A 12286-nucleotide genomic window follows, 5' to 3' on the forward strand; every position below is an offset into this window, starting at 1 on the left:
CCACCCTTGCGAAGCCTAGACCCTGACTTCGAACTCGTGCCTGACTTTGGCGATGTCCACAAGGGTCGGCAGGCCGGCCTCGTTGCCAAGCCGCTGGATCTTGAAGGTCGAGGCGGCGCGGGCGAAATCAAAATGCTCACGCCAGCTTTTGCCGGGATGGGCGAGGTAGGAATAGACATAGGCGCCGTGGAAGACGTCGCCGGCGCCGTTGGTGTCGATCACGCGCTCGCGCGGGATCGGCATCGCCGGCATGGTCTCGACCGCGCCGGTTTCGTTGTACCAGAGCAGGCCCTTCTCCCCCATGGTGATGCCGCCGATCTTGCAGCCGCGGCCCTTGAGATAGTCGAGCATCTTCTCCGGCGTCAGGTCCATCTGCTCGCACAGCCGCTCGGCGACGATGGCAACGTCGATGAATTCAAGCAGCTCATGCGTGTTGGTGCGGAGGCCGCCGCCGTCGAGCGAAGTCAAAATGCCGGCCTCGCGGCAGACCTTGGCATAGTGGAGCGCGGCATCCGGCTGATGGCCGTCGACATGCAGCACGCGGCAGCCGCCGAGATTGAGCATCGGGAAGGGGTGAATGTGATCGTCGTCGCGGCAGCGGACGATGGCCCGCTTGCCGTCCTTGGGCATGATGAAGGACAGCGACGACTGATTCACCTTCCGCCCATGCAGCGAGATTCCGTACTTCGCGCACATGTCCATGAACATGCGTCCCAGCCAGTCATTGGCCGCCGTGGCGATCAGGTCGGGCACGATCCCGAGCTTGGCGCAGCAGAACGCCGCCGTAACCGCATTGCCTCCGAAAGAGACCGCGTAGTCGGTCGCCACGTGCTTCTCGTCGCCGCTCGGCATGTGGTCGGTGATGAAGACGACGTCGATATAGGTCTGTCCGATAAAGAGAGCCTGCATTGGTTGTCCGTGATGCGCTGGGTGGTCCCGGCCGGCCACTTACCTTAGCACCGCTTCGGCAGGAGGAACGCCAAAAATATTCGCGATCCCATGACGATAGGCGCTTGAGGTCGATCAGGGGCCGGAATACGACCGTGGCTGGGCCAGCGTTGCGCCCTGGGGGAGCCAGCGACCCCTAGAGTTTTTCAAGGGCGTTTCGGTTCCGGCCCTTTGGATGGAGGGGAACATGATCACCGGCCTCGATCACGTCGTCGCTCTGGTCAGGGATATCGGTGCGGCCAGGGCGGCCTATCAGACGCTGCTTGGGCGCGCGCCCGCATGGCAGAATTCCGGCGAGGGCGCCGACCGCGTGCTGTTCACCCTCGAGAACACGACGATCGAGTTGATGGCGCCGAGCGGCTTCAGCGTCACCGCCGACCGCATGCGCGCGCTGCTCGACGACCAGGAAGGCGTGCTCGCGAGCCTGTGCTTTCGTGTCGCGGACATGGGCAGGATGCACCGGCGCCTGGACCGGGTGGCCTTGAAGCCGGACCCGGTCACCGAGGTCGAAAGCAGCGATGCCGAATCCGGCGCGGTGCTCCACTGGAAGCGCACGCGTGCTGCCACCGAGCTGACGCGCGGCGTGCGCATGTTCTTCCTCGAACTTGCCGACGAGCGCCCCAAGTCGGCCGTAACCGACATCGCGCCGATCGACGCGCTCGATCACGTCGTGATCACCACCGAGGATTCCGATCGCGCCGCCGCGCTCTATGGCGCGCGGCTCGGGCTCGATCTCGCGCTCGACCGCTCCCACCATGACTGGGGCCAGCTGATGTTCTTCCGCTGCGGCGACCTCATCGTCGAGGTGGTGCGCCGTCCGGTGGCAGGCGGCGATTCCCTGCATGACCGCCTCTGGGGCCTGAGCTGGCGCGTCGCGGACATCGACGCCACCCGTGCCCGCCTGATCGCCGCAGGCCTCGACGTCACCGAGGTACGCAACGGCCGCAAGCCGGGCACGCGGATCATGACGGTGCGGAGCGGCACCTGCGGCATCCAGACCGTGCTGCTGGAGCGCTCGCCGAAGCCGGTGGATTAAACGCAAGTCCCTCCACCCGTCATTGCGAGCACAGCGAAGCAATCCAGGGTCTTTTCCGCGGTGGCAGACTGGATTGCTTCGTCGCAAGGGCTCCTCGCAATGACAGCGCCCGCGTGATAGATGCTTGTTACCAGCACCCAGCGAGCGCTCGATTGGCAAAGGCAACGGCAAAGCGAACTCTGAAATGGCAGCGTGACCCCGAGGGGATGCGGCTGCGGATTCTCGAAGCCGCCAAGCAGGAGTTTTCGACCCACGGGCTCGCGGGCGCGCGGGTCGATCGCATCGCCGCCAAGGCCGGCGCCAACAAGCGCATGCTGTATTATCACGTCGGCAACAAGGACGAACTCTATCTCGCCGTGCTCGAAGGCGCCTACGACAAGATCCGCAGCGAGGAGCGGGGGCTCGACCTCGAGCATCTCGATCCGCCCGAGGCGATCCGCCGGCTGATCGAGTTCACCTGGGGCTACTTTCTTCGCAACCCGGAATTCCTGTCGCTGCTCCAGACCGAGAATCTCGTGCGCGCAAAGCATTTGAAGCGCTCGACCAAGGTCAAGTCGATGCACTCGCCCTTCGTCGAGATGATCCGCGCCGTGGTACGACGCGGCGTCGAGAGCGGCGACTTCCAGGTCGCGGTCGATCCGGTCCAGCTCTACATCTCGATCGCGGCGCTCAGCTTCTTCTACCTGTCCAACTCGGCCACGCTCAGCGTGATCTTCGGCCGCGACCTCCTGGATAAGAAAGCCAAGGACGAGCGTCTGGCGCACATGGCCGGCCTGGTGCTGGCTGCGTTGACGGGGCGGTCGGCGGCGCTGCTGGAGATCGCGAAGCTGCCCAAGTCGCGCAGCGCGGTGGCGCAGACGGTCTAGGGCGAGATATTTCCCATCGTCGTCCCGGCGAACGCCGGGACCCATACCGCGTGATCCATCGATTGTCCGCGGCGCTAGTCCCGAACGACCAGCCTTCGCCAAACTCCTCCCTGGGGTGATGGGTCCTGGCGTTCGCCAGGACGACACCGATTGTGAGGACGAGTAGTGCAATTCATCACCATCACCCGGAACTCTCTGGAACCGGCACAAAACGTCACAGGGAAACCACTAGACAGTATTTATCCAACGGGTTAATTTCTCTCCCGAAGAACAAGAATGCCGGGAGTGAGACGTGGCTGAAGTGAAGCCGCAAGGTGCGGTATCCAGGATGCTGAATGCGGCATGGATCCGGCCGTTTTTGTTCCTGGTCTTCATCGTCGTGGCCTGGGATCTCGCGATCCGGCTGTTCAAAATTCCCGCCTACCAGATCCCGGCGCCGGCCGACGTCGTCGCGGTGCTGTGGACCGACTGGCCGGAACTGCTGCGCCAGTCCTGGCCGACGACCTATGCGACCGTCTGCGGCTTCGCGCTCTCCGCGCTGTTCGGCATTCCCGTCGCCATGCTGATCGCGGGGTCGAGGACAGTGGAGAGCTATGTCTATCCGCTGCTGGTGTTTTCCCAATCGGTGCCGAAGATCGCGATCGCACCGTTGTTCGTGGTCTGGTTCGGCTTCGGCATCATTCCAAAGGTGATTTCGGCGTTCCTGCTCGGCTTCTTCCCGGTGGTGGTCTCGGCCGTGCAGGGCTTCAAGTCCGTTGACCCCGATATGGTCGATCTCGCCCGCGCCATGCAGGGCAGCCGCTTCCAGGTGTTTTGTGCGGTGAACCTGCCGCATGCGCTGCCCGCGATCTTCTCCGGCCTCAAGGTGTCGGTGACGCTCGCCGTGGTCGGCGCCGTCGTCGGCGAGTTCGTCGGCTCCAATTCCGGCATCGGCTATGTGATGCAGCGCTCGATCGGAACTTTTGATCTGCCGACAATGTTCGCAGCGCTGGTGATCCTGGCGCTGCTCGGCGTGATCCTGTTCTGGATCGTGGACCGGATCGAGAAGCTGGTCATTCCCTGGCACGTCAGCCAGCGTGAAGACGTGATTTTCGCCTCTTAACGAACGAACGGCCACCAACGGCCGACGCAACAAGGGCAAGGGAGAGAAACGATGAAGCGATTGATTGGAGCTGTCGCAGCGGCACTGCTGGTGTTTGCGGCCATGCCGACGCAGGCGGCCGACAAGGTCGTGTTGATGCTGAACTGGTACGTCTATGGCGAGCACGCGCCGTTCTACTACGGCAAGGCCAAGGGCATTTATGCAGCCGAAGGCATCGACCTCGAGATACAGGAAGGCCGCGGCTCGGCTGCGACCACGCAGGCCGTCGCCGCCAAGACCGCCGATTTCGGCTATGTCGACGTTCCCACCATGATGCGCGCCGCGATCAAGGGTGCGCCCGTGGTCGCGACCGGCGTGCTGCTGCAGACCAGCCCGATGTCCGCGATGGGCTTTGCCGACAAGAACATCAGGAAGCCGGAGGACATCAAGGGCAAGACGGTGGCGATCACGCCTGCGGACTCCATGACACAGATCTGGCCGCTGTTCCTGAAGAAGACCGGACTGAAGGAAAGTGATTTCCAGACCGTCGCCGGTGATGGCCAGACCAAGCTCAACGCGGTCATCAATGGCCAGGCCGATCTCCTGCTCGGCTACGTCATGGACCAGTCGATGAAGATCAAGGACGCCACCGGCAAGGACGTGTTCCCGATCAAGTTCGCCGACTACGGCATCAACATGGTCTCCTCGGGCATCATCGCCAATACCGACTATGTGAAGGCCAACGCCGACCTCGTCCGCCGCTTCATGTCGGCGACGACCAAAGCGGTCGAAGCCGCCGAGAAGGAGCCGAAGGCGGCGGCGCAGTCGATCCTCGATGCCAATCCCAAGGGAGGCAAGATCGACACGCTGACGCAGGGCTTTGAGCTGACCATTCCGCTGTACCGGACGCCCGAGACCAAGGGGAAGCGGCCGTTCCAGGTCACCGACCAGAACATGACCGACAGCGTCAATCTGATGGTCGAATATGGCGGGCTGGACGCCAAGGCCAAGGCCGACCCGAAGGCGTTCTATACCAACGACTATCTGCCCAAGAGTGGCTCGTGAGCGTCTCCGTCATTGCGAGCGAAGCGAAGCAATCCAGGCTGCTTCTGCGGAAAGAGGCTTCGTCGCTTCGCTCCTCGCAATGACGGTGCGGACCATCTGAGTTCGATTGGATGTGACTGAATGATTCCGAAGAAGGCCAATCCAGAAGAACAGTCCGCCGCGCATCTGCGACTGGTGAGCGACCGGGCTGCTGGCGATGCGTCGGGCATCAAGCTATCCGGCGTGTCGAAGACCTACAGGACGCGCGACGGCGATGTGCCGTCGCTGCGGCCGCTGGATTTTCACATCAACGACGGCGAGTTCTTCGTCGTGGTCGGCCCAAGCGGCTGCGGCAAGTCAACCCTGCTCAAGCTGATCTCGGGTTGTTGCCGCCGACCGCCGGTGAAATTTTGGTCGAGGGCGAGAAGGTGACGACGCCGCACGGCAATGTCGGCATCGTGTTCCAGAACGCATTGCTGCTGCCTTGGCGCAACATTCTGTCCAATGTCATGCTGCCGATCGATATGAAGCGGCTGCCGCGGCAGACATATCTCGAACGCGCCAAGGCGCTGTTGAAGATGGTCGGGCTCGAAGGCTTCGAGAAGAAGCTGCCCTGGCAGCTCTCCGGCGGCATGCAGCAGCGCGCCTCGATCTGCCGCGCGCTGGTGCATGATCCCAGGATCATGCTGATGGACGAGCCGTTCGGCGCGCTCGACGCGCTGACGCGCGAGCGCATGAATGTCGAGCTGATGCGGATCCAGCGCGAAACGAAGAAGACCGTGCTCCTGATCACGCATTCGATTCCCGAGGCTGTGTTCCTCGCCGACCGCGTGCTGGTCATGACCGAGCGTCCCGGTGCGGTCGCAGCGATCTACGACGTGCCGCTGCCACGCCCGCGTTCGCTCGACGTCATGGCCGATCCCATCTTCACCGAGCTCGTGCAACGCATCCGCAAGCACTTCTTCTCGCAAGGGGCACTGGACTAGAGGCGATGGGATACGTTTCTCGCGACCACCAAGCTGGTGCGCTCCCTCCCCCGCTTGCGGGGAGGGTTGGGGAGAGGGTGTCTCCACTCGCGAGAACCCCCAAGAGGAGAAAACCCTCACCCGGCGCTACGCGCCGACCTCTCCCGCAAGCGGGAGAGGCGAGTCGCCCGCGGCCATACCGGTCGCATCAAATTTAGCTCGTGTTGTTGTAGCACCATGCCGCCCCGCCTGAAGCTGCGAGACATTGCCTTCTTCGAACGGCCCGTGCAGTTCGCGCGGCCGTTCCGCTTTGGCGCCGTCACCATCAACGCGACGCCGCAACTGTTCGTGCGGGTCGAGATCGAGGTGGAGGGCAGAGGACTTGTGGTCGGCGCCAGCGCCGAGTTGCTGGTGCCGAAATGGTTCGACAAACGACCAGAATTGTCGCCGGCCCAGACGGTCGACGGGTTGCGGCGGTCGCTTGAGATCGCGCGCGGGCTCTATCTGGCGCGGACCGGGTTCCTGACGGCGTTTGATTTGCATGCGTCGTGTATCGGCGCTCAGGTCGCGACCTGCGCGAAGAAGAATATTCCGGCGCTTGCCGCGGCTTACGGTCCGGCCGAGATCGACAAGGCGATCCTGGACGCGTTGCTGCGAGCAACCGAGACCAGCTTCTTCGACGGCATGGCCGGGAATGTCGCCGGCATCGATGCCCGGCTGTCGCCCGATCTGAAGGACGCGGACATCGCGCAGTTTCTGGCCGATCGAAGGCCGCTGTCGCGCGTTGCGATCAGGCATACGGTCGGCCTCGACGATACCGTCGAAGGCGAGGGCGGTGTTGCAGATGCGCGTGAGAACGCCGGTGCGAATTATTTCAAGCTGAAGCTTTCGGGCGATCCGGCCGCCGACGCTGCACGGCTGGCGCGCATCGGCAAGGAGCTCGATAGGCTCGGACGCGACACCCAGGTGACGCTCGATGCGAACGAGCAGTACGCCGATCTTGCCGCTCTGCAAGCTCTGATGGATCGGCTCGACCGTGATTCCGCGCTGCAACCAATCTCATCACGTCTGCTCTATGTCGAGCAGCCGATGCCGCGCGACATCACCCGGCAATCCCCGCTCGGCTCGCTGGCTGCGCGCGGCTTCATCATCGACGAAGCCGACGACTCCTACGATGCGTTCCCGGCGGCGCGGGCGCTTGGCTATCACGGTATCTCCTCGAAGTCGTGCAAAGGGCTCTACAAGTCCATCGTCAACGCGACGCGGGCGGCGAAATGGAGCGCGGGCGGCGCGCGGTTCTTCGTCACCGGCGAGGACCTGACCTGCCAGGCCGGCCTTGCCGTACAGCAGGATCTCGCGCTCGGCGCCTTCATCGGCATCACCCACGCTGAACGGAACGGCCATCACTATGTCGACGGTTTCGGCGAGACGCCCGCCGCCGAGGCGCAGGCCTTCGCGGCCGCGCATCCCGATCTCTATGCCGATGCGGGGCAGGGCATCCGCCTCTCCATTCACAACGGCGATCTCCTGACGGGATCGCTTTACGCTGCGGGCTTTGCGACGTCTGTCCATCCGGACTGGTCGGCATTGCGCCCGCTCGAACAGCCAACATCACTTTGGGAGTAATTGGCATGACCACGCAACGCCTCGGCCTCATCATGAACGGCGTCACCGGCCGCATGGGGCTCAACCAGCATCTGATCCGCTCGATCGTCGCGATCCGCGAGCAGGGCGGCGTCCGCCTGAAGAACGGCGACCGTGTGATGCCCGATCCGATCCTGGTCGGCCGCAGCGCCGAGAAGGTCGAGGCGCTCGCCAAGCGCTACAACATCACGCGCTGGACCACCGATCTCGACGCCGCGCTCGCCGACAAAAACGACACCATGTTCTTCGACGCCGCGACCACGCAAGCTCGCCCCGGCCTGCTGACCCAGGCCATCAATGCCGGTAAGCACGTCTATTGCGAGAAGCCGATCGCGACGAACTTCGAAGAAGCGCTCGAAGTCGTCAAGCTTGCGAATGCCAAGGGCGTCAAGCACGGCACGGTGCAGGACAAGCTGTTTCTGCCCGGCCTGAAGAAGATCGCCTTCCTGCGCGACTCCGGCTTCTTCGGACGCATCCTCTCGGTGCGCGGCGAATTCGGCTATTGGGTGTTCGAGGGCGGCTGGCAGGAGGCGCAGCGGCCGTCCTGGAATTATCGCGACGAGGATGGCGGCGGCATCATCCTCGACATGGTCTGCCACTGGCGCTACGTGCTCGACAACCTGTTCGGTAACGTCCAGAGCGTGGTCTGCATCGGCAACACCGACATCCCCGAGCGCTTCGACGAGCAGGGCAAGAAGTACAAGGCGACCGCTGACGATTCCGCCTATGCGACCTTCCAGCTCGAAGGTGGCGTCATCGCCCACATCAACATGTCCTGGGTCACCCGCGTCTATCGCGACGACCTCGTCACCTTCCAGGTCGATGGCACCCACGGCTCGGCGGTCGCAGGCCTGTCGGACTGCATGATCCAGGCGCGGCAGGCGACGCCCCGGCCGGTGTGGAATCCGGACGAGAAGCGGCTGCATGACTTTTACGGTGACTGGCAGAAGCTGCCTGACAACGTCACCTACGACAACGGCTTTAAGGAGCAATGGGAGATGTTCATCCGGCACGTCTACGAGGATGCGCCCTACAAGTTCACGCTGCTCGAAGGCGTCAAGGGCGTGCAGCTCGCCGAATGCGCGCTGAAGAGCTGGAAGGAGCGGCGCTGGATCGACGTCGCCCCGATCAAGGTCTGAGGTCAATTGGATAAGTCGCGATGTTTATCAAATCGTCATTGCGAGCGAAGCGAAGCAATCCAGCGTCCCTCCGCGGCGACGGTCTGGATTGCTTCGTCGCTTCGCTCCTCGCAATGACGGGAAGAGGTTCGAAATCATGAACAAACCCGTCCTGCCCAAGCCCGTTCCTTCGATGTCCTCCTTGTCGCTCAAGCTGCCGAAGGTCGATCGCTCGATCGAGACCTACCGGCTCGCTGCGTCGCGCACTTTTCCGGCCAGGCTCGAAGGCCCGCTGAACCGCATCGCATTCTCCGCTGTGCACACGGTTGTCGATCCCTTCGCCGATAACGATCCCTGGCTCTCCGCCGCCGTCGACTGGGACAAGACCATCGCCTTCCGTGAGCACGTCTGGGACCTCGGCCTCGGCGTTGCCGAAGCCATGGACACCGCGCAGCGCGGCATGGGGCTGGACTGGCCGACTTCGCTGGAGCTGATCACGCGCTCGGTCGGCGCCGCCAAGCGTCGCAACGCGTTGGTGTTCTCCGGCGCGGGCACGGACCATCTCGCGGTCGAGGACGCCAGGAGCCTCGACGACGTGATCCGCGCCTATGAGGAACAGATCTCGGCGGTCGAAAAGGTCGGCGGCCGCATCATCCTGATGGCATCGCGCGCTCTCGCAAAACTCGGCCGCAATGCGGACGACTACGCCAAGGTCTATGACCGCGTGCTCTCGCAGGTCCGCGAGCCCGTGATCATTCATTGGCTCGGCGACATGTTCGATCCTGCCTTGACGGGCTATTGGGGCAGCAAAGACCTCGACAAGGCGATGGACATTGCGGTTGCCATCATCAACGGCAACGCCGCCAAGGTCGACGGCGTCAAGGTCTCGCTGCTCGACAAGCAGCGCGAGATCGACATGCGCCGTCGTCTCGACAAGCGCATCAAGATGTACACCGGGGACGATTTTAACTACGCGGAGCTGATTGCCGGCGACAGCGAAGGCTTCTCGCACGCGCTGCTCGGCATCTTCGATGCCATCGCGCCTGCGGCGTCCTACGCGCTGTCGCGGCTGGCGGCCGGCGATGAAGCCGGCTTCCACGACGTGCTGGGGCCGACCGTGCCGCTGTCGCGCCACATCTTCAAGGCGCCGACGCGCTTCTACAAGACAGGCGTCGTGTTCATGGCATACCTCAACGGCCACCAGGATCATTTCACCATGGTCGGCGGCCAGGAGAGCACACGCTCGATGCTGCATCTGGCCGAACTGTTTCGCCTCGCCGATCAGGCCGGTCTGCTGGCCAATCCGGAACTGGCGACGCGACGGATGAAGACGGTACTGGCCTCGCACGGGATCGAATCCTGATGCGCGACTTCTCGTCTGATCATCGCTGGCTATCGCTGAACACGGCGACGGTGCGCAAGCAGGGCGATCTCATCGAGATCATCGACGCCTGCGCGCGTCACGGCATCCGCGCCATCGATCCCTGGCGGGATCAGGTTGCTGCGGTCGGGATCGACCGCGCCGTGCGCGCAGTTCGCGACGCCGGCCTCGATCTCTCCGGCTATTGCCGCGGCGGCATGTTCACCTCGGACGCATCGCGCCGGGGCGAGGTGCGTGACGACAACCGGCGCTGTGTGGACGAAGCCAAGGCGTTGGGCGCGTCCTGCATCGTGCTGGTCGCCGGCGGCCTGCCGCAATATTCGCGCCCCGGCAGCGAAGCGTCGAAGGACATCGCCGCCGCGCGAATGCAAGTCGAGGAAGCATTGGCCGAGATGCTCGATTACGCCAGGCAGGCAAAATTGCCGCTGGCCATCGAGCCCTTGCATCCGGCTTACGCGGCCGACCGCGCCTGCGTGAACACCACGAAGCAGGCGCTCGACATCTGCGACCGGCTCGATCCAGATCGTACCGGCATGCTTGGCGTCGCGCTCGACGTCTATCACATCTGGTGGGACCCGGAGTTGATGGACCAGATCGCGCGGGCCGGCCGAGAGCGCCTGCTGGCGTTCCATGTCTGCGACTGGCTGGTGCCGACCAGGGACATCCTCAACGACCGCGGCATGATGGGCGACGGCATCATCGATATCAAATCGGTGCGTGCTGCAGTCGAAGCACAGGGCTTTGCCGGCTATTCGGAGATCGAGATTTTCTCCAACGACTGGTGGGGTCAGCCGATGGACGAGGTGCTGCGCACCTGTATCGAACGGCACAGGACGGTGGTGTAGGCCGGGAGCGCGGCTATCGCGGGATCTCACTGCAGGGCAGGCCGCCCGTTGCAGCATTGGCCAATCTTCGCTTCAATCGTCCCTCACACTCTGCTGGCGTCATAGCCAGAAACCAGTCATTGAGGATCCATGCCATCAATCGTCATCGCCCAGGGTGGCGGCCCCACCGCCGTGATCAATCAGACCTTGTGTGGCGCCATCCTTGCCGCGCGCAGGCATGATCCGTCCTTGCGCATTCTGGGCGCGCGCTATGGTGTGCGAGGCCTGACGCAGGGGAACGTCGTCGACCTCTCCACCTTGCCCGAGGCCGAACTCCGCCGCCTCGGCAACACGCCCAATTCGGCGCTCGGATCGACCCGCGACAAGCCGGATTCTGGCGCGTGCTCTGATATCCTCGCGGCTCTGGACCGGCTAGGCGCCCGCGCCTTTGTCTATATTGGAGGCAACGATACCGCCGGAACGCTCGAACTGCTGCGGCAGAGGTCGAGTGGCCCCTGCCATTTCGTGCATGCCCCCAAGACCATTGATAACGACCTGATGGAGAACGATCATGTTCCCGGCTTCATCTCGGCAGCCACCTTCGTCGCCAATGCCCTTGTCAGCATCGATCTCGATTTTCGCGCCATGCCCGGCATCTATGTGGCCATCGTCATGGGCCGCCATGCCGGTTTCCTCTCGGCTGCTGCCGCAGGCTGGCAACAATCGCCCGACGATGCTCCGCATCTGATCTATACGCCGGAAAGACCGTTCTCGGTTGTCCAGTTCCTCCACGACGTCGATGCGGTGTACACGCGGCTGGGCCGCTGTATCGTCTCGATGTCCGAGGGCGTGCAGGACGAAGCCGGCCGGCCTCTCGCCGAGGCGCTGGCGGGCGAGGCGGTCGAGCGCGACGCCCATGGAAATCTACAGCTGACGGGCGGTGATCTCGGCATCGAGATTCAGAAAGCGCTGAAATCGCGTTTTCCCAAGGCAAGGTCGCGTGTCGACACGCTGGGCTATCTGCCACGCGGATATATCGGTGTGATCGACGAAACCGACCGCAAGGAGGCTTTCGACGCCGGCGTGTTTGCCGCGCAAAGCGCCCTGACCGGCAGCGGCTCGGTGGTGCTGCATTATGACGGCGAGCGTATCGAACCTCGGCTCGCGCCGCTCGATCGCGTGGCTGGCAAGACACGCCATATGCCCGACGATTTCCTTGTCGGCAGCAATGCCGTTTCGGACGAAGGGCGGCGCTATTTTGGGCGGTTGCTACCCAAGCGGCCCGATATCTTCCTGCCGTTCGTGTGAATTTGCCTGGAAGTCGCCGGCCCTGATCGCGCGCTGCCGATTTGCCCCGCGTATCAAAGGGTTGTGCGGAT

General features: G+C 63.6%; 10 protein-coding genes and 1 pseudogene. 10 read left to right on the forward strand and 1 reads right to left on the reverse strand.

The genetic code is table 11. The features are described 5' to 3' along the window. Positions 1-15: 15 nt before the first annotated feature. A complete protein-coding gene (locus ACQ86E_RS23650; RefSeq protein WP_431202033.1) occupies positions 16-909 on the reverse strand; it encodes a sugar kinase in 894 nt (297 codons plus the stop codon). Positions 910-1135: 226 nt separating this feature from the next. On the opposite strand from ACQ86E_RS23650, the gene ACQ86E_RS23655 reads away from it, so the two are divergent. From ACQ86E_RS23655 to ACQ86E_RS23700, 10 genes and pseudogenes are all read left to right on the forward strand, one after another. Continuing rightward, entirely contained in the window at positions 1136-1984 is an 849-nt protein-coding gene (locus ACQ86E_RS23655) for a VOC family protein (protein WP_431202034.1), read from the forward strand. 206 nt (positions 1985-2190) lie between these two features. Continuing rightward, on the forward strand, positions 2191-2850 hold the full coding sequence (locus tag ACQ86E_RS23660) for a TetR/AcrR family transcriptional regulator (protein ID WP_431206546.1): 660 nt from the start codon (positions 2191-2193) through the stop codon (positions 2848-2850). A gap of 292 nt (positions 2851-3142) precedes the next feature. After that, a complete protein-coding gene (locus ACQ86E_RS23665; protein WP_431202035.1) occupies positions 3143-3952 on the forward strand; it encodes an ABC transporter permease in 810 nt (269 codons plus the stop codon). Between the two features lie 51 nt (positions 3953-4003). Next, positions 4004-4996: an ABC transporter substrate-binding protein gene (locus tag ACQ86E_RS23670; RefSeq protein WP_431202036.1), complete on the forward strand. Its 993-nt coding sequence runs from the start codon at positions 4004-4006 to the stop codon at positions 4994-4996. A gap of 120 nt (positions 4997-5116) precedes the next feature. Continuing rightward, positions 5117-5961, forward strand: a pseudogene (locus ACQ86E_RS23675) (ABC transporter ATP-binding protein). A gap of 216 nt (positions 5962-6177) precedes the next feature. Further along, on the forward strand, positions 6178-7566 hold the full coding sequence (locus tag ACQ86E_RS23680) for a hypothetical protein (protein ID WP_431202037.1): 1389 nt from the start codon (positions 6178-6180) through the stop codon (positions 7564-7566). A 5-nt stretch (positions 7567-7571) separates the two neighbouring features. Then, positions 7572-8723, forward strand: a complete 1152-nt coding sequence (locus ACQ86E_RS23685) for a Gfo/Idh/MocA family protein (protein ID WP_375310243.1) — start codon at positions 7572-7574, stop codon at positions 8721-8723. Positions 8724-8859: 136 nt separating this feature from the next. Then, the gene (locus ACQ86E_RS23690; RefSeq protein WP_431202038.1) at positions 8860-10065 is read left to right on the forward strand and encodes a dihydrodipicolinate synthase family protein; all 1206 of its coding nucleotides are present in this window, start codon (positions 8860-8862) and stop codon (positions 10063-10065) included. Next, positions 10065-10928 carry a sugar phosphate isomerase/epimerase family protein gene (locus tag ACQ86E_RS23695; protein WP_431202039.1) on the forward strand — a complete coding sequence of 288 codons (864 nt, stop codon included), beginning with the start codon at positions 10065-10067 and terminating at the stop codon, positions 10926-10928. Before ACQ86E_RS23690 ends, ACQ86E_RS23695 begins: the two co-directional genes overlap by 1 nt. A 129-nt stretch (positions 10929-11057) precedes the next feature. Continuing rightward, complete coding sequence (locus tag ACQ86E_RS23700) at positions 11058-12215, forward strand: diphosphate--fructose-6-phosphate 1-phosphotransferase (protein WP_431202040.1); 1158 nt, start codon at positions 11058-11060, stop codon at positions 12213-12215. Positions 12216-12286: the final 71 nt, after the last annotated feature.

Source organism: Bradyrhizobium betae, from assembly GCF_050632175.1.
Lineage (GTDB): Bacteria > Pseudomonadota > Alphaproteobacteria > Rhizobiales > Xanthobacteraceae > Bradyrhizobium > Bradyrhizobium betae_B.